Raw genomic sequence first — 22,506 nt, 5'->3', positions numbered from 1 at the left:
TCTACAAAATGTGAATCTCGGTAGGAATTGCAGGATCCCCACGCATCAAACTTTGCGCAGCCAACGGCAAACGCTTCAAAGCCGAAGCGCAATAATCCTGAGCGCGCATAATCGCATCGTGACCCATGTATTGCGAATCCACTTCACCACCACGCACGTAGTCAACCAGCAAATTCTCCCACGAATCCTCAGGCTTAAACTGAGCAAGCGCAACTTCCGAGCCGGAAATTACGCGCTCGCAATCGGCCACACCGTTAGAATCGCTGCTGTAATCGTAGGAACGATACGCCAACTTACGCCCCGGCACAGTCGCCTTATTCTTCGACTTCTTAGCAACCGGCTGCATCACGCCATCCGCACCCTCGCGTTCGGTAAGCTTATAAACCATTGCGCAAGTTGGAGCGCCAGAACCAGTCACCAGCATGGTGCCAATGCCGTACGAATCAACCGGGGCGTTCTGCAGTGACGCAAGCGCGTACTCGTCCAAATCGTTCGTAACCGTAATCTTCGTGTTCTTAGCGCCCAAATCGTCAAGCTGATTCCTAACACGACGAGCCAACGCGCACAAATCCCCGGAATCAATACGAATACCGCCAAGCTCCGGACCTGCAACTTCCACAGCCGTCTTTACAGCCTCCTCAATGTTGTAAGTGTCCACAAGAAGCGTCGTACCCTTGCCCAGAGCGGCAATCTGGGAAGTAAAAGCGTCGCGTTCAGTGTCGTGCACGAGCGTAAAGCAGTGAGCAGCTGTGCCAATCGCCTTCAAACCGTAAATTTTTGCAGCAAGAAGGTTTGCCGTACCCTTAAAACCGCCAATTACTGCGGCACGAGACGCAGCGACAGCCGAATACTCGTTCGTGCGGCGGCCGCCCATATCCATGCAAGGACGCCCGGCGGAGGCAGAAACCATGCGGGCTGCAGCAGACGCAACCGCGCAATCGTAATTAAGCACGGAAAGCAGCACGGTTTCAAGCAAAGTGCACTCGCCAAAAGTGCCTTCTACTTGCAAAATTGGCGAATTTGGGAAGAACATCTCACCTTCGCGATATCCGGAAATTTTACCGTGGAAGCGGAAATTTTCCAGCCATTTAATGGTTTCAGCGCTAACAATTTTACGATCACTTAAGAAACGTAAATCTTCTTCCGAAAGGTGGAACTTTTGCAACTCCTCCAAAATACGGCCGGTGCCGGCAACAACGCCATAGCGACGACCTTGAGGAAGGTGACGCGTAAAAATTTCGAATACGCACTTGCGATTTGCGGTGCCGTCTTTAAGAGCTGCATCGAGCATAGTGTACTCATACATATCAGTCATAAGCGCAGATGAAATCTCAACCATGATATTCCTTCATTCCTTTCGGCAACGAACAAATCAAAATTAGTTAAACGAATCTAGTTAAATCGCTAAAACTAAATCGCAATAATTAAATCGCTAAAACTAAATCGTTAAAACTAAATCGCAATAATTGTATCGCTAACTAAAGAGCCGAGAAGGTTCCAAATGAACGAAGCGACAGTTACTTTACAAAGGTGTAAAGAAACTAACGAAACCTCGCCAAAAAGCGACAAAAACTTTACAAGCATGTACAGAAAATGTCGGAATTTTGCGAAAAAGCGATTAAAACTTTACACGGCTGTAAAAGAAATGTCGCGCGGAAGCGTGCGCGGTTGACTATAGCCAAGGCTGAGTATGTTGACTATAGTCAAATCGCAGTATAAAGAAACATTTATAATAGCAAGTATGCTTAATAAGACTTTGAACGAAGAAACCGCAAACGTTACTAAAGCCGCGGAAAACCTGCGCTTATACAACACCGCCTCCCACGCAACCAACGCCTTTGCGCCTAGCAAACCAGGCCATGTTGGAATGTACGTGTGCGGCGCCACCGTGCAAAGTTCCCCACATATTGGCCACATTCGCGCAGCAATCGCCTTCGACGTAATCCGCCGCTGGATGCTACGTTTAGGCTACAACGTTACTTTTGTGCGCAACGTCACCGATATTGACGACAAAATTATGAAAAAAGCGAGCGAAGCCGACCAGACTTGGTGGGAACGCGCCTACATTTACGAGCGCGAATTTACTGAATCCTATAACACTTTAGGCGTGCTGCCGCCAACGGTTGAGCCACGCGCCACCGGCCATATTACGGATATGGTTGAGCTGATTGAGCGTTTAATTGAGCGCGGGCACGCGTACGTTATTCGAGACGATTCGGGAAATCCTACCGGCAACGTCTACTTTGACGTGCCAAGTTGGGAACGTTACGGCGAGCTAACGCACCAAAATCAAAATTGCAATGGAAATAATGGTGACGTAGCCGTGGGCGCAGCTGTGGACGTAGCCGCCGCAATTGCGGACGCACAAGGCCCTAGCGTCGACGCAGCCGGCAACGATAAGTACAATCCGACCGACCCAGCCGACGCTTCCCCAGACAAGCACGATCCGCGCGATTTTGCACTTTGGAAAGCCCCTTGCGACTTCGATCAGCCGGACGCGCGTTGGAAAACGCCTTTCGGAGAAGGTCGCCCAGGTTGGCATATTGAGTGCTCTGCTATGAGCCACCGTTACCTTGGCGAGAATTTTGATATTCACGGCGGCGGATTGGATTTGCGCTTCCCACACCACGAAAACGAGATGGCACAAACGCTTGCTGCAGGCTGGAAAAGCGCAAACGTGTGGATGCACTCAGCCTGGGTAACCGCCAAAGGTGAGAAAATGTCGAAATCGTTGGGAAATGGCCTTTCTGTACCAGTTGTTTTGGCGAAAAATTCGGCTTGGGTAGTGCGATACGCTTTGGGAGCAGTACAGTATCGAGCCATGCTGGAATGGTCCGACCAAGCGTTGGCAGAAGCGCAAGCAGCGTACGAGCGCATCAGCAATTTCCTCGAACGCGCCGGACGCGTAATTGAAGCGCAGCCGACGCGAGAGGAAGTAGTAAACGTAAACGCGGACAAGCTTCCGGAAGACTTTACGCGCGCAATGAACGACGATATTAACGTTTCCGGCGCAAACGCAGCTATCTTTACCACAATCCGCCAAGGCAACGCGCTTCTCGACGATTGCGCACAAGATCCTGCACAAGCTCAAAGCGATGGCATGAAAAAGCTGCTATACACCGCGGTTTTGCAAGTGCGCGCTATGCTTGACACGCTCGGCCTAGATCCATGCGCAGAGCCGTGGACCACAAACGCGGGGCAAGCTTCCGGCAATAATACGAGCGCAAACAAAGAACACGAGGCGTTAGACGCGTTAGTAATGTCCCAACTTCAAGCACGAGCAGACGCGCGCAAATCCAAGGATTTCGCCACTGCCGACGCAATTCGTAACGCTTTGAATCAGGCGGGAATTGTGATTGAAGATAGTGCGCAAGGCTCCTCATGGCACTTGCAGTAAGTGAGGAAGTGAGTGCAGCAGTGAGTATTGCAGCAAGTATTGCAGTGAGTACAGCAACGCTAGCAAACGTAAACGTTAACAACAGCAGATAGAATAGGAAGATTATGGCAGCATTTAGTTCGTTAACAGACCGCCTTTCCAATGCTTTCAAGCATTTGCGCAGTAAAGGCAAACTTTCCGAATCGGATATCGACGGCACGATCCGCGAAATCCGACGCGCCCTTCTCGACGCCGACGTGGCGCTGGAAGTGGTGCGTTCCTTCACAGCTAAAATCCGCGAGCGCGCACTCGGCGAGGAAGTCTCGCAAGCGTTGAACCCGGCTCAGCAGGTTGTGAAAATTGTGAACGACGAGTTGACTCAGGTGCTTGGCGCTGGAGTTGACAGGCCGCTTAATTTCGCGAAATATCCGCCGACGGTGATTATGCTTGCTGGTTTGCAAGGCGCCGGTAAGACTACGCTCGCCGGAAAGCTCGGCTACTGGCTTAAGGATGCGGGTCACACTCCGCTGCTGGTTGCGGCAGATTTGCAGCGTCCTAACGCCGTCACGCAGCTGCAGGTTGTGGGCGAGCGCGCGGGAGTGCCAGTTTTCGCTCCAGAAAAGGGCGTGCAGACGGGTGGTAACGCAATTTCTTTGCCGTGGGCTTCTAAAGGAGATCCAGTAAAAGTTGCGCGAAAGGCAGTCGATTTTGCGCGCGAAAAAATGTACGACACGGTGATTATTGATACCGCCGGCCGCTTGGGTGTGGACGAGACTTTGATGAAGCAGGCGCGAAATATTCGCGATGCTGTGCAGCCTCAGGAAGTGCTGTTTGTTATTGACGCCATGATTGGCCAGGACGCGGTGCGCACGGCTCAGGCGTTTAACGAAGGCGTGGACTTTACGGGCGTGGTGCTTTCTAAGCTCGACGGCGACGCGCGAGGCGGTGCTGCTCTTTCGGTTGCAAGCGTTACTGGAAAGCCGATTCTGTTCGCTTCCACCGGCGAAGGATTAAAGGATTTTGAAATTTTCCATCCTGACCGCATGGCTTCCAGAATCCTCGATATGGGCGATATTTTAACGCTTATTGAGCATGCACAGAAGCAGTTTGACGAGGAAGAATCGCGCAAGGCTGCTGCGAAAATTGCTGAAGGCAGCTTTGGTTTGGACGACTTTTTGGATCAGCTTCAGCAGGTTCGTAAGCTTGGTTCGATGAAGAAGCTTTTGGGTATGATGCCTGGAATGGCCGCTCACCGCCAGGAGCTTGAGCAGTTCGACGAGAAGGAAATTGACCGCACTGAAGCGATTATTCGCTCTATGACTCCGGCCGAGCGCAGGGACACGAAGATTATTGATGGCTCGCGTCGCGCGCGCATTGCGGCTGGTGCTGGCGTGAGTGTGTCGCAGGTGAACGCGCTGTTGCAGCGTTTTGAGCAGGCTGCGAAGATGATGAAGCGCATGAGCGGCGGCGCTGGAATGCCTGGAATGGGTGGCATGCCTGGCTTTGGCGGCCCTGGAGGAAAGTCGAAGCGCAAGGATAAAAAGTCCAAGAAGAAGGGCGGAAAGTCCGGCAATCCAATGCGCCGCGAAGCTGAGGAGCGCGCGCTGCGCGAGAGGCTTTCGGGAGAATCTTCCGGAAGTGGAAATGGTGACGACGTTGCTGGCTCCGCTTTCGCAAAGCCGCAGCAGCCAAATCTTCCCGCCGGCTTGCAGGAACTTATGAACGCAAATCCGGGGCTTGCTGACGAAGAATCACAGCTACCACCAAACTTTGGCGGCGGACTTGCTGGATTATTTGGAAAATAAGCGGTTATTCGGAAGATGAGTTTTGTATTAGCAATTCTGTGGGTTATATTTGCGGCGCTTCTTTGCTGGCAGTTGCTACGTTGGCTGCCGGCTGGCATGGACAAATATAACCCACTTCCGTATATTATTGCGCTTTTGCCGCTTTCGACTTATGTTGTAGGGGTGTTGCTTTTCTTTAGTATTTTCGCTACAGAATGGCAAGTGCTGTACGCATCTAAAAATCCGCAATCGTATAATTTCGCTCAAGCTTACGCATATTTATGCATTGCTTACGCGGTACTATTTTTGATTTCACTTAAGTCGTATACGCCGTACTGGTTTGGGAGATTGCGTAGGTTGCGTAAGTTGCAGAAGTTGCTAAGAGAGCAGCTAGAAACGCCGGAGAATTTTCCGGGAAATGTTCCACAAAACCACCAAAACAACAACAAACTCCAGGAATTTTCCGGCAAATGTTCCAAAAAACGGCTAAAACAACAACAAACGCCGGAAATTCTCCCGCAAATGTTCCACAAAATGGCTGATGTAGCTACATTTGCCGGAGAAAAAACTCCGGGAAATGTTCCACAAAACCACCAAAACAACAACAAACGCCAGAAAAATCAGCCTCAAGAAATCCGCGTAATGACGCTTAATTGCAGGTACGGAAAGGCGAGCGCGCACCAAATAATCGAAATCGCGAAAAAATATCATGTAAATACGTTACTTTTACAAGAATTAAGCGAATCTTTAGTAAAAAATCTTAAAAAACTAGGAATTTCCGAAATTTTTCCAACGTTGTGCATAGGTGCGCAAAGTGAGCACAACAATGGCGGATTTAACGCTATTTTTACGCAATATTCCGCAATTTCTACTTGTGACAATGCCGTAAAAATTGAGGCGGCAAGCATACCAAGCGTTACAACTCACCTCACTTCCCCTGCACAAACGCAACAGATTAGCGTGAAGTTCGCTTCCGCGCATCCAAAGTCGCCTATGCGAGGGTGTGAGGCTTGGAGCGAGGGCATACGCGCGCTTTCAAACATTGCGGATAGGTCTACGGAAAGTACTGATTTTTCAACGATACCAACACTTACGATTCTCACAGGCGATCTCAACTCCACAATCGACCACCCCAGCTTCCGCACGCTGCTAAAAGCCGGTTTTACAGATACCGGAATTTCGCTTGGCAAGCGCCTGCAAACATGGCCTACGTGGCTTAAGTGGCCAAATCTTACGCTGGATCACGTGCTATTTTGCGCAAAGAACTGCCGCGCTCAAGCCGTTTGGCAACAAACTGAAGTAATCGACGGCACCGATCATCTCGCCTACCTCGCCGAAATCGACATCTATCCACTAAATCAACTATCCACTAAATCAACTATCCACTAAAACCTCTATCCACTAAATAAAAACGTTTTAACACCAGGCAAAAAACGTCCGTACGAACAGGCATAATAGATAAGTTATTCGCGTGAATCGGCGCCCTCTTCCCGACCACGTGAGGAACATGTGGAAGCTCGCAAGGAGTGCCCCACACCCGAACGAAATTCCGCGACTCTAGTTATAAGGAGAGCCATTTTGGCAACCAAGATTCGTCTTAAGCGATTGGGCAAGAAATTCTATGCCTTCTACCGTGTGGTCATTTCCGACGCTCGTAACAAGCGCAACGGTCAGTCCATTGAAGAGATCGGCGTATACGATCCAAACAAGCAGCCATCTCTGATTCAGATTGATTCTGAGCGCGCACAGTACTGGCTTGGCGTTGGCGCACAGCCAACCGAACCAGTGTTGAAGCTTTTGAAGATTACCGGTGATTGGCAGAAGTTCAAGGGTCTCGACGGTGCTGAAGGCACGTTGAAGACTTCTGAAGCTGGTCCAGACGCTCAGGCTCGCGTGGAAGCTGTTGAAGCTGAAGCTCAGAAGTTGAAGGCCGCTAAGTCTGAAGCCGCTGCTAAGGCACAGGCTGCCGCTGAAGCCGCCGCAAACGAGGCTGAAGAAGCCCCAGCTGAAGCTGCAGAAGCCGCTGAAGCCGAGGAAAAGGCTGAGTAATCATGCTGGCTCAAGCTGTGGAACATCTCATCAAGAACATCGTGGACTTCCCCGATGACGTGTCGGTACGCTCTCACGAAAACGCTCGCGGCGAACTGCTGCGTGTGCGCGTGAACCCTGAGGATATCGGTCGCGTTATTGGCCGTAATGGTCGTACCGCTAATGCTATTCGCATTGTTGTGCAAGCTTTAAGCGATCACAACGTGCGCGTAGACATCATGGACGTACGTAAGTGAGATGAACGTGGCCTTAGACCAACAATCTTTTGACAACCCTCAGCAACGTCGTAATGACCTGCTGAGGGTTTGTCGTATCGGAAAAGCCCAAGGATTAAAGGGCGAAGTTACAGTACAAGTCTTCACTGACGAGCCGTACGAACGTTTTGAACCTGGCACTGTGCTCTACACTGCCGACGGTTCTCAAGAATTTGTTATCGAACGCGCACGCACCTTCAAAAACCGTTGGATTCTGCTGTTTGAAGAATCCCAAAATCGCAACGACGCTGAAGCTCTTAACGGCTTGGAATTATACGTGCCGGCGGAAGACGCGCAGGTACTTGCAGCAGAAAACGCTTGGTATATTAAGGATTTAGTCGGCTTGGAAGCGCGACTTTACGAAGGAAATCAGCTTGGAATTCCGGCTGGCACTATTGGAAAAGTGGTGGACGTGCTCGACGGCGCGCAATCCTTACTAAAAATCCGCTTAAATCAGCCGGCTGACGGCGACAATACGACTGAGGATACGACTGAGAATAAGACTGCGAATACTACTGCGAATAAGACCGAGAATAAGACTGCGCTCGTGCCGTTTGTAGAGGCGCTTGTGCCGGAAGTTGACGTTGCTGCGGGCTTTTTGACGATTGATCCGCCGGGCGGCTTGATTCCAGGACTTTCGTAACTTCCATAACTTTCGTAATTCTGGTAGCTTCCGTAACTTACGTAGCTTCCGTAACTTACGTAACTTACGTAGCTTACGTAACTTTCGTAACTTTCGTAATTCTGGTAATTTCCGAAACTTCCGCAACCTTCGCAACTTTGTTTAGTAGAGTACATTATGATGAACATCGATATTATTTCCGTATTCCCCGAGTATTTTCGCATGCTCGACTTGAGTCTGCTCGGCAAGGCGCAAAATAACGGCTTGCTGCAGATTCGCGCGTACAATTTGCGCAAGTGGACGCACGATGTGCATCAGTCGGTTGACGATACTCCGGTTGGTGGCGGCGCCGGCATGGTGATGAAGCCGGAAGTGTGGGCTGAATGCTTGGATGAGCTGCTCGATTTACCGGAAGCTGAAAGTAAGCCGATTCTTATCTTCCCTAATCCTTCCGCGCCTTTGTTTACGCAACGAGACGCCACGGAATTAAGTCACGCTAATCATTTGGTATTTGGTTGCGGCCGCTACGAAGGCTACGACGCGCGAATTCCGGAATACTACCGTGCGCAGGGCGTGGATGTGCGAGAATATTCGATTGGCGATTACGTGCTTAACGGCGGTGAAGTGGCAGTGAGCGTTATGCTTGAGGCGATTACGCGCTTGCTTCCGGGCTTTATGGGGAATCCGGATTCGATTGTTGAGGAATCGTACACGGGTGCGGACGCGCTTTTGGAGCATCACCAGTATACGCGGCCGACTACGTGGCGTGGATTGAGTGTGCCGGAAGTGTTGACTTCTGGGAATCATGCGAAAGTTGACCGGTTCCGTCGCGATGAAGCGATTGCGCGAACTAGCGAGATTCGCCCTGATTTAATTGAACGACTTGATTGCAGCGCGCTAGATAAAGCAGATCGCAAAACGTTGATAGCGCTCGGTTGGGAAGTTTCTGCCGACCACCCGCGCAAAAAGTGACAGTTACTTTACAGTCGCGTATAGAAAATAACGGAATCTCACCAAAAAGCGACAGTTTCGTTACAGCCGCGTATAGAAAATAACGGAATCTCGCCAAAAAGCGACAGCGACTTTACACGGGTGTAAAGAAACTAACGCGCAAACTCGGATTATAATCGCTTACGCAACTCGCGTTGGAAGTCCCCCGGACTTCCAACTTAAGCGAGTTCCCGCTCCGAGTTGCCTTCGCGCGCTAAATCGCAGCGCTCAAGCAGGTCGTCGCGCAAACGCCGGAAAATAAATTAGTCGCGAGAAGGCTGAATAAACAACACGGCAGTTTCGCCGTAATTGCGCGTATCGAACAGCTCCCAACCCTCAGGAATCGCCGGCAAAACGCTGCGCGCGCTACGCTCCAACACAATCAGCGTATCAACCGCCGCATTCGCAACACCATGCTCAACCATTGAAGCAAGCAGCTTCTCACAATCCGCGGTCTCGTAAGCATACGGCGGATCAATAAACACCAAATCGAACGCTTCCCCACTATAATCCGCCACAAACTGCTCCGCGCGCTTACGAACCACGCGCATCGAAAGCGCACTATCCCACGCTTTCGCACCCTGCAAAACCTTCGCCGTACGAAGTATAAGAGCCGCCGCCTGAGCGTTTGCCTCAACCGACACCAGCTCGCGCGCTCCACGAGATAGCGCCTCAACTCCGAGCGCACCCGTGCCGGCGAATAAGTCAAGCACGCGCGCGTCGCCGCACACATTCCACGAATCAAGCCTCGAAAATATGGCTTCTTTCGTGCGATCCGTGGTCGGCCTTGTACAAGACTGCGCTGAAGTAAGTGGCAAAGATTTGAAACGTCCGGCAATAATATGCATACTTCTAGCTTAGCTGCAGCCTCAAACGGAAATAAATGCCGCGCATTTTCCGGCAAATGTTACAAATCAACACTTAAGCTCGCGCGGGTAACGCGCTCGCTATTGAGCTTGCGTTGAAAGCATATCGTGCTTTCAACTTGAGCAAGCTCACGCTCCGAGTTGCTTTCGCGCGCACAATGCAGCGCTCAAGCAGTTCATCGCGCAAACGCCGGGAATTTTCCCGCAAATGTTCCAAAAAACCAGCAAAACAGCAACATTTTCCGGAGAAAAAACTCCCGCAAATGTTCCAAAAAACCAGCAAAACAGCAACATTTTCCGGAGAAAAAACTCCCGCAAATGTTCCAAAAAACCACCAAAACAGCAACATTTTCCGGAGAAAAAACTCCCGCAAATGTTCCAAAAAACAGCCAAAACAACAACAAACGCCGGAGAAAATTCCCCGGCGTTTGCAGTCAAAAACAACCCTACTTACCTTTACTTATTTACCTCTTCAGGATTTGGAATCAAGAAGGAGCAAGCAAACGCAAGCACGAGAAGAACGATTCCAGCAACCATAGAAGCCATGTATCCGCCTGTTGCGCCATTAGTTCCAGCAACATTCGTCATCACAGCGTAAAGAATCGCGAAACTCAAGCCAGCACCCAAGTTAAACGCGCCCGCGTTCATACCCGGCAAGTAACCTGGATTATCCTTTGGCGAAAGCACAATACCAAGGCCGTTAAGCATAATGTTCGCAACGCCAGCGTAGCTAACGCCCAAGGCGAGAGAAAGCACAACCAGCGCCCAAACGGATGGCACTCCGGCAACATAAATGCCAAAAAGCACGCCAATAATACTTACCAAAATGCCAGCGCGGAGCACCAAACGGTACCCAAACTTTGCCGCCAACATGCCAGCAACCGGTCCAAACAGTAAGCCAATAATTGCGTAAGGCGTAAGCGTTGCGAAGCTCACCACGTCTGCACCCAAGTGCGCACCAAACTTAGTATCCTGAGCCAACTGCGGCACCACGCCGTTCATCAAAGCGAACACGCCAGTCATCGTCAAAAGCGTGCAGGAAAGCAAGCCCCACGTACGGCGCTGCTTCATGTAATGCGTAGAAACCAGCGGAGCCGCACTATTGCCCTCAATCTTCCAGAACACAACGAAGAACACAACAGCCACAACCACAAGCCCTGCGACCATGGTCCAGTTTGCTGCGGCGAGCTTGTCGATTTCGTTAATAGCAAGGTAGGCAGCCAAGAACGCAATGCCGAGCGTTATAACGCCAAGCCAATCCATTCGTGGAGTATCGTCCGCATGCGATTCTTCCGCAGCGAAAATAATCATAAGAACTGCAACAACAGCAATACCAGCCATCGTCCAGAATACCGAGCGGAAACCGTATTTTCCTGCAAGCCAGCCGCCAAGTAACGCGTCAACGCCTGCAATACCGCCGTTTACGGATGTCAAAATTGCCATCAGCTTTGCGTAACGCTTTTCTTCGCTAACACGCACGCGCAGCATAATCAGGCACATTGGCACCACAGGTCCGGAGGCACCTTGCAAAATGCGGCCGATCATAAGAACGGTTACGTCAGGCGCAAGGGCAGAAACAACGCAGCCCGCAATCGTGGAAATAAGTATTCCAATAAGCACCTTTTTGCGGCCAACTAAGTCGGCTAAGCGAGGCAAAAACAGTGAGAATAGCGCGGCTGCGGTGAAGAATACCGTTTGCGTTAAGCCAATTTGCGTATCGGTTGTGTGAAGCTCTTTCGTCATTGTTGCCAGTGCAGGTGACAGCATAGAAGCGTTGAGCTGGAACGCAAAAATGGCAACCAGAAGCGCTGTCATCAGCGCCACAATGGAGCGACCGCCTTTGTCTAACATGGAAGGCGTCGGAGATGAAACCTCAGTCATAATAACCTCCGTATCAAATTTTGTATAAATTTAAAGGCTTAATTTGATTAATTTATTTGCTTTATTAATTTGATTAATTAAAGGATACGTTTAGTAACTTACGTTTAATAGCTACGTTTAGTAACATTCGTATCAGCCGATACGCTTAAGCGCGTCAATAATCAAATCCCAGAACTTGTCAAAATCAAGCTTCGTAGCAACTTGCGTATGGCACTCCTCCGCGGAAGGCTCCGGTCCACGCAAATCCGCAACCGTCATACCAAGCGTCAAATCGCCCTTAATCTCAACGTCTACAGGGCAACGACGCGTGCTCACAACGCTGTGGTCAATCAAATAGGCCACGGTGCAAGGATCGTGCACAGGCGGATCAATAAAGTCCTGATTGTTCTGGTAGGCTTTGCGGAAGAAGTCCATTAAACCACTGGCGAACGTTGCCAACGGGGTGCCGATTGCGTTAATCTTTTCCTGCACAGCCGGTGTGCAAAGCGCCTGGTGCGTCAGATCAAGGCCGACCATGGTAATAGGCCACGGCTCGTTGAACACCACGTGCGCGGCTTCCGGATCCGTCTTAATATTGAATTCAGCCACTGCGCTCCAATTTCCGACGTGGTATCCGCCGCCCATGAGCACAACTTCTTTCACGCGGCTCACGATTCGCGGCTCCATGCGCACTGCCATAGCAATATTGGTGAGTGGGCCGGTTGGTACCAGCGTAATTGTGCCAGGTTCGTGGCTCATAATGGTGTCGATAATCCAGTTGACTGCGTGGCCTTCGTCGAGTGGGCGCGTAGGTTTTGGAAGGGTGACGCCGTCCAAGCCGGTTTCGCCGTGCACCGCAGCCGCAACTTCCAGCGGACGAATCATAGGGCGATCGCAGCCGGCGTGTACTGGAATGTTGGTTGCGTGCGCCATTTCGAGCGTTGCGCGCGCGTTATACGTGACTTTTTCGAGGCTTTGGTTGCCGCCAACGGTGGTGACACCAAGCAAATCAATATTAGGATTGCCAAGCGCTAGCACAATGGCCATGGCGTCGTCGTGACCAGGATCACAATCGAGAATAATTGAAGTCATCGCTACTCCTTTGTATATAACTAACTTCTTATATAACAACATGCGTTTAGTGGAATATTCCTTTGCGTAAGGTTGGTTACGACTAGCTTGCGTAAAGCTTGCGTAAAAGCAATACCCACCAAAACTGACATTTGTTTATATAAGTAAACAAATGACCATTTACAAGTATAGCAGGGCTTAAATTTGACGCAATAATATTGCGTAATTAATTAGAAAACGTACTGCGCGAGCTCCGGAAATTCTCCGGCAAATGTTCCATAAAAAACGATTTTCCCTTTACAAGCGTGTAAAGAAACTAACGGGATCTCCCCAAAAAGCGACAGTGACTTTACAGTCACGTATAGAAACTAACGAAATCTCAGCAAAAAGCGACAGTTACTTTACATGAGTGTAAAGGAAATGTCGGAATATAACTGGGAAGCAAGAGGTGGCTTAGGCAACGCGACAGTGACTTTACAGCGTTGTAAAGAAACTAACGAAATCTCGCTAAAAAGTGACAGTGACTTTACAGCGTTGTAAAGAAACTAACGAAATCACGCTAAAAAACGACAGTTACTTTACATGAGTGTAAAGGAAATGTCGGAATATAACTGGGAAGCAAGAGGTGGCTTAGGCGACACGACAGTCCCTTTACAGCGTTGTAAAGAAACTAACGAAATCTACCCAAAAAGCGACAGTGACTTTACAGCGTTGTAAAGAAACTAACGCGCGCTAAATCGCAGCGCGAAAGCAGGTCGTCGCGCAAAAGCAAGCGCTTAATCTACGCGCGCTCGTGAATATTCTTCATGCGCTCCAACACCAACTCAGGTGTGAACGACTCATGCACCGGCTGCACAGACTCCGTATTCAAAGCAGCCGCCGCAACCGCAAAACGCCCCGTCTTAGAGGAATCAAAATCATTGTAACGAGCATAAATCAACGCAGCAGTAGCCACATCGCTCGAACCATTATCATTACCAACAGCTCGCACACCGTCGTTACCATTGCCACGAGCCAGCATCATACGCTGCATACGCTTAACCTGCACAGGATAAAACGCCACACCTTCCTCGGCAACACCATAAGCGACACCAGCACGCCCCGCGTTCACAAACACATGCTTTACCCCGCGCTTAAGCAGCGCGCTCGCGCAACGCATAGCAGAACGTTCGTCAACAGCCGAAATACCAGTCAAAGCCTGCGACTCAGCCGTATCCAAAATCAGCGTATCAATACAACTCAGTCTGGAAAGCACTCGCGAAGCCTTAGCGTCAGTAATAGCACGCATCACAATAGGCCTACGATACCTATCGCACAACCATTCAATCGACCTTTGCGGAATATTAGTATCCAGCACCAAAATATCCGCATTTTCAATAATCGACATGCGCTCGCGCAGAAAATCTGGTGTCATGTGATCGTAAATACTCATGTCATCCAACGCAAGCAAACGCTGCCCTGAAGCATCACCAACGTACATGTAGGATGCTGTCATAGCATCCGGAAGCTGCTTCGCATAACCAATATCGAGACCATTAGCCGCAGCATCAATCCTGAAAAGCTCACCGTTATGGTCACCGCCGTACACCGAAACCATGCTCGTGCGCAAATTAAGCCGCTCCAACGCGACCGCAATATTGCGCCCCACGCCGCCGAGCATGTAGCGCACGCGGGAAGCATTAGACGTGTAGTCCATCAAATCGCCGCACGCAATTCCCAGCACGTCCATGCTGATGCCGCCGACAACAGTGACGTAACTTGGCGGCGTCACAATATATCCTTTGCCGCGCAAGTAGCCTTTGCGAATGAGATTAGAAATATGAGCCGCCACTCCAGAACGCGTAATTCCCGCTAAATTAGCAAGCTCCTGCTGGCTAATCATCGGGTTTTGTTGAATCCAAGCCAAGATTTGCTGTTCGCGTTCAGTCATGGTCGCCTACTCTCTAGTGCGATTGTTAAAACCTCTACTTTCTAGAATATTCACAAATCTCATAATATGCACGTAAATTTATAAATTTTCTTTATTTTTTTGTTATTTTGTTATCTTTGTTATCTTTTTTGCGCACTTTTATACGCAACAATCCTAATTACTTACGATTTGCGCACTTCCTCCACGCGTAAAGTCCAGCACAGCTCCCGCAAGATACGGCAGCGAATCAAGACTCACTCCGCAATTACGCAACGTCTCCTTCGCATCGTCGCGCGCCTGCACAATCACCTGCGCATCCTGAACCACCCGAAGCAACTTCAAACTCGAATGTCCCCCAGATTGACTACTTCCCAAAACGTCGCCAACATTACGCAATTCCAAATCCTTCTGCGCAATCACCGCACCGTCCAACGAACGTTCAACCACCTGCAAACGCTCCTGAGCAACGCTAGCAGCCTCGGTTTGCGCAACCAAAAACGCCCACGACTGCGTGCCGCCGCGACCAACGCGACCACGCAATTGGTGCAATTGTGCCAAACCAAAACGATCAGCATCAAAAATAACAATGCAACTCGCTTGTGGCACATCCACGCCTACCTCAATCACGGTTGTAGACACCAACACCTGCACATCGCCGCGCATAAACCGTTCCATAGTTTCGCGCTTAGTGTTGTCGTCGTCACGGCCGGTGAGCTGAGCAAATTTAATACCTTTGAACTGCGGAAGTGCGGAAAGACGCTTAATAATTCCCGTAACCGTGTGCAGCTTACGAATAGGAGCGTTTGGGGTTTCATTAAGCTGGGGAGATTGCGGATAGTTAGGAGATTGCGGATAGTTGGGAGATTGCGAATAGTTGGAAGATTGCGGAAGCTGCGAATAGTTCAGCGAGCGCGCAATATCGTCAAAGCCCTCAGCTTCTTCAGACTCGCCGTCACCGCCAGCATCATCCTCAATATGCGCACAAACCACGTACGCACGCTCCCCCGCATCAATACGCGTACGAATATGCGCAAACATGCTCGCCATAGTGCGCGCGTCACTTTCCTGCACAACAAACGTGCGAATCGGCTTTCTACCTCCCGGAAGCTCCGTTAAATACGAAACGTCAAGGTCACCAAACCAAGTCATAGCAGCCGAGCGCGGAATTGGCGTCGCTGTCATCACCAAAAGATGCGGGGTATATTCCGTACACTCGACGTCGTGCGAAGTTACACTTACGCTTGCGTTGCGTGAAGTTACGCTCACGTCGCGCGCCTTTACGCTCACGTTGCGCATCAGCACATTTCGCTGCTCAACCCCAAAACGATGCTGCTCATCAATCACCACCAACGCTAAACGAGTCGGCTTAAAACTCGAAGAAAACGCAGCGTGTGTGGCCACAATCAACGCCGGCTCCCCACTCGCCACACTCGCGAGCGCGCGCCTACGTTCCGCAAGTTTCATGCCGCCCGTCACCACAACAACCGGAACGTCGATATTCGCGCGAGCAACCATCTGCCGCAAATTTTCGGCGTGCTGAGCTGCGAGCACTTGCGTTGGCGCCACCAACACCGTCTGATACCCCGATCCCACGGCCTCAAGCATGGCCGCAAGAGCCACCACCGTTTTGCCGGAGCCAACTTCACCCTGCAACAGGCGACGCATAGGACGCGACTCGCGCATATTCCCTACAATTTCGTCAATTACTTCCTGCTGACCGTGCGTAAGCGCAAACGGGAGACTCGCTACGAACTGTTGCCGCAATTCGGAATTATCGCACGTAATTGCTCGATTATTTTTCACATTTTCGCGCGATTGCAACACCGCTATTTGCGAAATAAACGCTTCTTCGTAGCGCAAAGTTGCCAAAGCTTTGTGGAATTCCTCGGTTGATTGCGGATGGTGCACGGCGTATATGGCTTGCGCGCGGGTCATAAGATTGCGTTTGGTGCGCACCGATTCGGGGAGAATGTCGGGAATTGAAAGGTGGGCTGGGGTGGGAGTTGTGGTTGGGGTTGGCAAAGATTCCGCGGGCTGCATTAGCGAAAGTATGTCGAGTATGGTTTCGTGAATACGCTCGCTGGAAATGCGCGAGTTGGCGTGATAAATAGGCTGCGGCGCACTCAAACGCGCCAAACCTTCCTCAACGCTGCGAACGGTATCGTCGGATTGCGCAACGTTACTACTTACTTCCTCCGCAACCACTGTCACAATCCGAGGGTGCGTAAATTGCAAACGTCCATTAAACGCACTCGACATACCCCCCACGACTATCATTGCGCCTACGTGCAGCTTTGCAGAAAGCCACTGAAGATACTGACGGTTGTTTGCAAAATAAATAAGTTGAGCCACGTCACACTGATTTTGTACAACGTTGATTTCGAGCCTCGATCCGCGGCGAGCGTTCATTGGTACAACGTTAATTGACTGAACTTGTGCGTAAAACACCACTTCTTCGCCGATACGGATATCGCGAAGACGCGCGACTTTCAGGGGATTTGTGACCCTAAACGGGTAGTAAGTAAGCGCGTCTTCTACAGTGGTGATGCCGAGCGATTTCAGCGCTGAGACGCGACGCTTATTGCTGATTATTGAAGCAAGCGCGGTGTGCATTTGAGCTGAATTCGTAGGCATATTTGGCATACCTAGATTATAAGTCATTGGCGCTCCGACCTGCCTGAGCGTAGCGTTCTGCGCGCTGCATTAGTGTCTCATTTCACCTATTTTGGGACACTAGTGCAGATTACGCGCTGCATTAGTGTCTCATAATCCCGTTCTTCAGACCCGCGTGCAGTTAGCGCGCTGCGTTAGGGTCTCATTTCACCCGTTTTGGGACACCAGTGCAGATTACGCGCTGCATTAGTGTCCCATAATCCCGTTCTTCAGACCCGCGTGCAGTTAGCGCGCTGCGCGAGCGCTTTGACCGAGCTTGAAATCATTGGGATTTCAAGCTCCTTCAAAGCGAAAACTCGCTTAAGTTGGAAGTCCGGGGGACTTCCAACGCGAGTTTCGTAAGCGAGCGCGTCGCAATCCGCGAGAGCGTTTTGGCCGTTTTATGGAACATTTGCCGGAGTTTTTTCTCCGGCATTTGTTGCTGTTTTGGCCGTTTTATGGAACATTTGCCGGAGTTTTTTCTCCGGCATTTGTTGCTGTTTTGGCCGTTTTATGGAACATTTGCCGGAGTTTTTTCTCCGGGTTTTGTAGCTACATCAGCCACATTATGGAACATTTGCCGGAAAATCTCCGGGGTTTGCGCGACGACCTGCTTGAGCGCTGCGATTTAGCGCGCGAAAGCAACTCGGAGCGGAAACTCGCTTAAGTTGGAAGTCCGGGGGACTTCCAACGCGAGTTTCGTAGCGAGCGCGTCGCAATCCGTGCGAGCGTTTTGGCCGTTTTTTGGAACATTTGCCGGAGTTTTTCCGGGTTTTGTAGCTACTTTCGCGCTTTTATGGAACATTTGCCGGAGAATCTGCGAATACAAAAAAGCCCCGAGCATCGCTCAGGGCCTTTACCATTCAACGCAATTAATACGCGATTCACGCTTCAACGCGCTGAACCTTGCCAGCCTTAATGCATTTTACGCACACACGAAGGCGAACATTCTCGCCATCAATGGTGGTGCGAACCGGCTGAAGGTTCGGGCGGAAGGTGCGCTTATTGCGGATATGCGAATGTGAAACACTGAAACCGGTCTGCGGTCCCTTGCCACATACTGCGCAACGAGCTGCCATAATGGACTCCTATTTTCTTTGACTTGCAAGTCTTGCGTCATTCAACCACACAAATTACTCACGCACATCGCATAAACAAATGAGCATGCCTGAATGCACAACTACACAAGTATATCACTCACTAAGACAATTGAATGTTCACATTCGTTTGCAAATCCGCAACCGTAGTGCAACCGAGCAGCGCCATAATTACGCGAATCTGCTCCTGCCATTCCGTAATTTGTTGCGCAAGTGCGTCCTCACCTTCGTGCACAAGCGTGTGCAAAAACTCGCCGGCAACACCCACTGCTGACGCACCCAACGCAAGCGCGCGCACCACATCTAGCGGCGTGCGAACGCCACCGCTCGCGAAAATTTCCACCGGATCAGACTTAAGCGCCTCGCAATTGCGAATATCACGCAACGATTCAACGGTAGTAAGACCCCAATTAGCCAAATAATCGTAGTTGCCAAGCATATTCGCACCACGCGCACCAAGCACATTCGCACCACGCGCGCGACGAGCGTTCTCAATAGCCACGAAATTCGTGCCGCCGCGCCCGGACACGTCCACCGTTCGCACGCCAACATCGCGCAAACGCAAAACATCTCGAGCCGTCATACCACAACCGGTTTCCTTCACAATAACCGGCACTCGCTCCGCTTCGCACGCGCGCACAATTCGCTCAATATTGTGCAACCAATCGCGAAAATCGCGGTCACCTTCCGGCATAACCAGCTCCTGAGCCGCGTTCAAATGCACCTGCAGCGCGTTTGCTTGCAGCATGCTGACGGCTCGCAGCGCATCGTCAGAACTCGTTCCCGCGCTCACGTTCGCCATCACGAAGCCATGCGGATTTTCGCTTCGAATCACGCTGAACGTATCGCGCAAAGTTGCGTCACGAAGGGCGGCACTTAAGGACCCGCTTGCCATTGCGACTCCAGTTTTTGCCGCGACGCGCGCGAGTTGTGCGTTTATTTCTTGCGCTGCCGCACTTCCGCCGGTCATGGCGTTAATGTACAGCGGCGAGCGCCATTTAGCGTTGTTTTCGCCAGCACTATTCCCACCGACGCTATTTCCGCCGACGTTGAGCACGCGTACGCTAGCGTCAACTTCCTCCAACGCAATCTGCGGCAACGCGTTCGGCATAAGCCGCACTGCATCAAATCCTGCATCGGCTTGCGCTTGATATTGCTCAGTTGCGAGGGCAATATGCTCGTTTTTTCGGCGTTGCGTAATAAGCGACGCCTCGCCAACGCTACGCTCAACTTTCGGAGTCTCGCCAGACGTTGCAGACGTTGCGAACTTTGCAGACGTTGCAGACGTTGCGAACGCCGCCGCTGTAATCGAATCTCCCGCTTTAGGAAGTCGAATGTCGTCAAAACGAATGTCGTCAAAGTTCAAATCAGACGTCAAACCAGACGTCAAACCAGCCTGGTTCCGCCACACGTCCTTGGTTCTTGCCTTAAGTTTCTTCATCCTCAGGCGATTTGCGGCACCAAAGTCACACGCGCACTTAAGTACAATATTTTCGGAAGATTTACCAGTTCCCGTAATTTTTGCAATTTTTAAGTTCAAGGGCTGTATTTTTTTCTCTTTCCAACGCGATTTCACAAAGTCGGCACGATCCGTATCGTCTACACTCACCACAGCAATTCCGCAGTCACCACCGCCGGCTCCGCTTGTTTTCGCCGGCAAACCAACGTTTGTGGCACTTTCAATAAGTTCCGTCAATTGCAGCGTTTCAATAGTCGTGCCGGTGAGCGCACCTAAATCATTCAAAAGCTGACGATTGCAGGCAAAACCGCGGGCAATTCCCAACAAATCGTACGATTCCAAAGTAATTATTAAACGCTGAACGCAAGCCTCGCTACACGCGCAAAAATCTTCGTAAGTAAAAGGTAACGTTTGACGCGAAGGTTGCGTTTGACGCGAAGGTTGCGTTTGACGCGAAGGTTGCGTTTGTACAGAAAGTTGCATTTCTGCAGCGCCACTTCCTACGCTACTTCCCACGCCACTTTCCACGCTACTCACCAGCTCCGCGCTCGAAGCCGGCGAACCAGTCCAACCAACCAGCAACTTTAGCGACGGCGACACGTTAAGTCGCCTCACCTCCAAGCGCGGCCATTTTTTGCGCAACAACTTACTAAAACTGGATTCCCCCGACTCAACCAGCGTCAACTCAGCCCCAAGCCACTCGCGGTTGTACGCGCGGTACATAATCCACCCGCCGTACGCGCTCGCCGCCACGTCGCCGCCGGAACCGGACTTCGCAACCGTCGACGACACAATCAACGCCAACTTAGCGATCGTCGGCGTAGAAACGCTCAAACCATACCATTCGCACAGCGCACGCACCGTCGCAACCGTCACCGCAGCAGAGGAACCAAGCCCGTACTTTCGCCCCGATTTCGCATCGTCGAGTTCGCTGTCGACGTGCAGATTGTACAAACGACGCTCCATATTTGGCGCGTTACATTCGCGAGCGTAGGCGTCCACAACGCGCATGGCGGCGAGCACGTACGCGTAGTATTTGGCTGAACGCTCGGCTTCCGTGCCAGGAGTTGCGTCGGTAAGCGCGCCAGAGTAGGTGCTTGCGTCGTGTTCGTCGTCGAGTATGGCGATAGCTTGAGTAAGTGAGCGAGTCCACAGAAGCGGCTTATATTTTTCGTTTTTAGAGGTGATTATTCCGTAATAATTTTTGCGAGGAGTGGTAGTTAATTGCAAATTTTCGTCTTCTATAGTAATTGTTACGTAACGGTTCACCGCCACCGCAATCGCCGCAGCGCCGTCAACCACCGCATATTCGCCCGCAATATACAACTTTCCCGGAGCGCTCGCCTGCACTGTAGTCATAATTTCGCCGCCTATTCCAAACTGGTACGTATCGTTACGCCGTCACCTGGCAGCGCAACTGTAAATTTTGTCTGTTTGTATTGTAAATTGCGCGAGTCGCCGGCTGCGTCTGTTACGCCGGCTGCGTCGCCTTCTACTCGCCCACGCAACTCGCCTTCTACTCGCCCACGCAACTCCTCCATCACGCGATCAACTTCATCGCCAACCGTCAACACTTTCACGTTCGGACCGGCATCCATCGTGGCCCACACCGGCCAACCGCACTCGCGCATATCCTTCACCGCATTTAGCACAGCATAAGTTTTATCCGTAAAATAATTCACCGGCGACGCAGCCTTGTGCATAGTCTCGTGCATGCCCAATGCGTTGCGCTCCACAATCTCGCCAAGCTTCTCGATGTCAGCAACGCGAATCGCCTCAAGCGCCTCAGCAAGATCGCGCTTCGACTGCTCAACCCACGGCATGTACGCAGGCGACGTCTCCACCGTGCGACGCATAGCTTCCCGGCTCGAAACCGGCTTCTTGCGCTCGTCCAACGTAACCACAATCATGGCGAGATTACAATCTTCCGGAGCAACAATCTGCTCAGCATACGAAGTTTCGTCATCATCCCCCGCATACCACAGCGCCAATCCGCCAAAAATCGAGCGACTTGCCGACCCCGACCCGCGACGCGCAAGACGCGAAAGTTCGCGCGAAGTAAGTCTCAAACCGGAGGCATAGGACGCGGCCGACGCAAGTGCAGCAAAACCGGAAGCGCTTGAGGCGAGACCGGCAGCAGTCGGCACGTGATTATGCGACACAACGCGCGCTTTCGTTGCAATTCCGGCCTTTTCGCGCACCAAATCGAGCATGCCGACCACGCGGCGGAAGGTGGTGCCGGCCGACGAAAGCTGCTCGCCGTCCAAAGTGACGGTATCTTGCTCAAGATCATCCTCAAAACTTACGGCGGTTTGCGTGTATAAATCCGAAAGCGTGAGCGAAAGCGAGGAAGTGTACGGCAGGATTAGATTCTCGTCGCGCTTGCCCCAGTACTTGATTAGCGCAATATTCGCGTTGGCTGCGGCTGTAGCCGAGTGCGGAGGAAGGCTTGAGTCGAGCGTTACGTTCGGCTGAATATCAAGGGTTGGCATGCGATTCCTTTGCTGCGAATTGGTG

General features: G+C 51.2%; 18 protein-coding genes. 8 read left to right on the top strand and 10 right to left on the bottom strand.

The features are described 5' to 3' along the window. Position 1 precedes the first annotated feature (1 nt). Positions 2 to 1,339, bottom strand: a complete 1,338-nt coding sequence (locus HXT56_RS00340) for a nicotinate phosphoribosyltransferase (RefSeq protein WP_421778140.1) — start codon at positions 1,337 to 1,339, stop codon at positions 2 to 4. A 402-nt stretch (positions 1,340 to 1,741) separates the two neighbouring features. On the opposite strand from HXT56_RS00340, the gene cysS reads away from it, so the two are divergent. The 7 genes from cysS (at position 1,742) to trmD (ending at position 9,057) form a co-directional block, all read left to right on the top strand. Further along, complete coding sequence (gene cysS / locus HXT56_RS00335) at positions 1,742 to 3,397, top strand: cysteine--tRNA ligase (protein WP_421778510.1); 1,656 nt, start codon at positions 1,742 to 1,744, stop codon at positions 3,395 to 3,397. Positions 3,398 to 3,501: 104 nt separating this feature from the next. Next, on the top strand, positions 3,502 to 5,181 hold the full coding sequence (gene ffh / locus HXT56_RS00330; protein ID WP_421778139.1) for a signal recognition particle protein: 1,680 nt from the start codon (positions 3,502 to 3,504) through the stop codon (positions 5,179 to 5,181). A gap of 15 nt (positions 5,182 to 5,196) precedes the next feature. After that, positions 5,197 to 6,549, top strand: coding sequence for an endonuclease/exonuclease/phosphatase family protein (locus HXT56_RS00325; RefSeq protein ID WP_421778138.1), 1,353 nt, complete (start codon positions 5,197 to 5,199; stop codon positions 6,547 to 6,549). A gap of 189 nt (positions 6,550 to 6,738) precedes the next feature. After that, complete coding sequence (rpsP, locus tag HXT56_RS00320) at positions 6,739 to 7,209, top strand: 30S ribosomal protein S16 (protein ID WP_116712103.1); 471 nt, start codon at positions 6,739 to 6,741, stop codon at positions 7,207 to 7,209. Positions 7,210 to 7,211: 2 nt separating this feature from the next. Next, the gene (locus HXT56_RS00315; RefSeq protein WP_116712104.1) at positions 7,212 to 7,445 is read left to right on the top strand and encodes an RNA-binding protein; all 234 of its coding nucleotides are present in this window, start codon (positions 7,212 to 7,214) and stop codon (positions 7,443 to 7,445) included. 1 nt (position 7,446) lies between these two features. Next, positions 7,447 to 8,106, top strand: a complete 660-nt coding sequence (gene rimM, locus HXT56_RS00310; RefSeq protein WP_421778137.1) for a ribosome maturation factor RimM — start codon at positions 7,447 to 7,449, stop codon at positions 8,104 to 8,106. 159 nt (positions 8,107 to 8,265) lie between these two features. Beyond that, positions 8,266 to 9,057, top strand: coding sequence for a tRNA (guanosine(37)-N1)-methyltransferase TrmD (trmD, locus tag HXT56_RS00305; protein WP_205727523.1), 792 nt, complete (start codon positions 8,266 to 8,268; stop codon positions 9,055 to 9,057). Positions 9,058 to 9,338: 281 nt separating this feature from the next. On the opposite strand, the gene rsmD is transcribed toward trmD, so the two are convergent. The 6 genes from rsmD to HXT56_RS00275 form a co-directional block, all read right to left on the bottom strand. Further along, the gene (gene rsmD / locus HXT56_RS00300) at positions 9,339 to 9,923 is read right to left on the bottom strand and encodes a 16S rRNA (guanine(966)-N(2))-methyltransferase RsmD (RefSeq protein ID WP_421778136.1); all 585 of its coding nucleotides are present in this window, start codon (positions 9,921 to 9,923) and stop codon (positions 9,339 to 9,341) included. A gap of 147 nt (positions 9,924 to 10,070) precedes the next feature. After that, entirely contained in the window at positions 10,071 to 10,379 is a 309-nt protein-coding gene (locus tag HXT56_RS00295) for a hypothetical protein (RefSeq protein ID WP_421778135.1), read from the bottom strand. An 18-nt stretch (positions 10,380 to 10,397) separates the two neighbouring features. After that, on the bottom strand, positions 10,398 to 11,822 hold the full coding sequence (locus HXT56_RS00290) for an MFS transporter (protein WP_421778134.1): 1,425 nt from the start codon (positions 11,820 to 11,822) through the stop codon (positions 10,398 to 10,400). 132 nt (positions 11,823 to 11,954) lie between these two features. Continuing rightward, positions 11,955 to 12,893: a nucleoside hydrolase gene (locus HXT56_RS00285; protein WP_116712119.1), complete on the bottom strand. Its 939-nt coding sequence runs from the start codon at positions 12,891 to 12,893 to the stop codon at positions 11,955 to 11,957. A gap of 760 nt (positions 12,894 to 13,653) precedes the next feature. Beyond that, entirely contained in the window at positions 13,654 to 14,802 is a 1,149-nt protein-coding gene (locus tag HXT56_RS00280) for a PfkB family carbohydrate kinase (protein WP_116712117.1), read from the bottom strand. A gap of 153 nt (positions 14,803 to 14,955) precedes the next feature. After that, entirely contained in the window at positions 14,956 to 17,442 is a 2,487-nt protein-coding gene (locus HXT56_RS00275; RefSeq protein WP_421778133.1) for an ATP-dependent DNA helicase RecG, read from the bottom strand. Positions 17,443 to 17,836: 394 nt separating this feature from the next. Between HXT56_RS00275 and HXT56_RS00270 the strand changes: the two genes are divergently transcribed. After that, positions 17,837 to 18,100, top strand: a complete 264-nt coding sequence (locus HXT56_RS00270) for a hypothetical protein (protein WP_421778132.1) — start codon at positions 17,837 to 17,839, stop codon at positions 18,098 to 18,100. A gap of 217 nt (positions 18,101 to 18,317) precedes the next feature. Here the strand turns inward: HXT56_RS00270 and rpmB are convergent, their stop codons facing one another. The 3 genes from rpmB to mvaD all read right to left on the bottom strand — a co-directional run bounded on the left by rpmB (position 18,318) and on the right by mvaD (position 22,481). Further along, on the bottom strand, positions 18,318 to 18,512 hold the full coding sequence (rpmB, locus tag HXT56_RS00265) for a 50S ribosomal protein L28 (protein ID WP_004105392.1): 195 nt from the start codon (positions 18,510 to 18,512) through the stop codon (positions 18,318 to 18,320). Positions 18,513 to 18,633: 121 nt separating this feature from the next. Then, positions 18,634 to 21,348, bottom strand: a complete 2,715-nt coding sequence (gene fni / locus HXT56_RS00260) for a type 2 isopentenyl-diphosphate Delta-isomerase (protein ID WP_421778131.1) — start codon at positions 21,346 to 21,348, stop codon at positions 18,634 to 18,636. Between the two features lie 11 nt (positions 21,349 to 21,359). Continuing rightward, the gene (gene mvaD, locus HXT56_RS00255) at positions 21,360 to 22,481 is read right to left on the bottom strand and encodes a diphosphomevalonate decarboxylase (RefSeq protein ID WP_421778130.1); all 1,122 of its coding nucleotides are present in this window, start codon (positions 22,479 to 22,481) and stop codon (positions 21,360 to 21,362) included. Between the last annotated feature and the right edge of the window lie 25 nt (positions 22,482 to 22,506).

It is taken from the genome of Gardnerella nova (assembly GCF_049244055.1).
Classification (GTDB): domain Bacteria; phylum Actinomycetota; class Actinomycetes; order Actinomycetales; family Bifidobacteriaceae; genus Bifidobacterium; species Bifidobacterium vaginale_H.
The sequence above is the reverse complement of the archived record's forward strand: the minus strand, read 5'-3'. Positions and strand labels throughout refer to the sequence as shown.

What these genes read in the sequence shown, in the direction of transcription:
- HXT56_RS00340 (WP_421778140.1), bottom strand. Translation starts at nt 1,339, where the DNA reads ATGGTTGAGATTTCATCTGCGCTTATGACTGATATGTATGAGTACACT.
- cysS (WP_421778510.1), top strand. Translation starts at nt 1,742, where the DNA reads ATGCTTAATAAGACTTTGAACGAAGAAACCGCAAACGTTACTAAAGCC.
- ffh (WP_421778139.1), top strand. Translation starts at nt 3,502, where the DNA reads ATGGCAGCATTTAGTTCGTTAACAGACCGCCTTTCCAATGCTTTCAAG.
- HXT56_RS00325 (WP_421778138.1), top strand. Translation starts at nt 5,197, where the DNA reads ATGAGTTTTGTATTAGCAATTCTGTGGGTTATATTTGCGGCGCTTCTT.
- HXT56_RS00315 (WP_116712104.1), top strand. Translation starts at nt 7,212, where the DNA reads ATGCTGGCTCAAGCTGTGGAACATCTCATCAAGAACATCGTGGACTTC.
- rimM (WP_421778137.1), top strand. Translation starts at nt 7,447, where the DNA reads ATGAACGTGGCCTTAGACCAACAATCTTTTGACAACCCTCAGCAACGT.
- trmD (WP_205727523.1), top strand. Translation starts at nt 8,266, where the DNA reads ATGAACATCGATATTATTTCCGTATTCCCCGAGTATTTTCGCATGCTC.
- rsmD (WP_421778136.1), bottom strand. Translation starts at nt 9,923, where the DNA reads ATGCATATTATTGCCGGACGTTTCAAATCTTTGCCACTTACTTCAGCG.
- HXT56_RS00290 (WP_421778134.1), bottom strand. Translation starts at nt 11,822, where the DNA reads ATGACTGAGGTTTCATCTCCGACGCCTTCCATGTTAGACAAAGGCGGT.
- HXT56_RS00285 (WP_116712119.1), bottom strand. Translation starts at nt 12,893, where the DNA reads ATGACTTCAATTATTCTCGATTGTGATCCTGGTCACGACGACGCCATG.
- HXT56_RS00280 (WP_116712117.1), bottom strand. Translation starts at nt 14,802, where the DNA reads ATGACTGAACGCGAACAGCAAATCTTGGCTTGGATTCAACAAAACCCG.
- HXT56_RS00275 (WP_421778133.1), bottom strand. Translation starts at nt 17,442, where the DNA reads ATGACTTATAATCTAGGTATGCCAAATATGCCTACGAATTCAGCTCAA.
- HXT56_RS00270 (WP_421778132.1), top strand. Translation starts at nt 17,837, where the DNA reads ATGGAACATTTGCCGGAGTTTTTTCTCCGGCATTTGTTGCTGTTTTGG.
- rpmB (WP_004105392.1), bottom strand. Translation starts at nt 18,512, where the DNA reads ATGGCAGCTCGTTGCGCAGTATGTGGCAAGGGACCGCAGACCGGTTTC.
- fni (WP_421778131.1), bottom strand. Translation starts at nt 21,348, where the DNA reads ATGACTACAGTGCAGGCGAGCGCTCCGGGAAAGTTGTATATTGCGGGC.
- mvaD (WP_421778130.1), bottom strand. Translation starts at nt 22,481, where the DNA reads ATGCCAACCCTTGATATTCAGCCGAACGTAACGCTCGACTCAAGCCTT.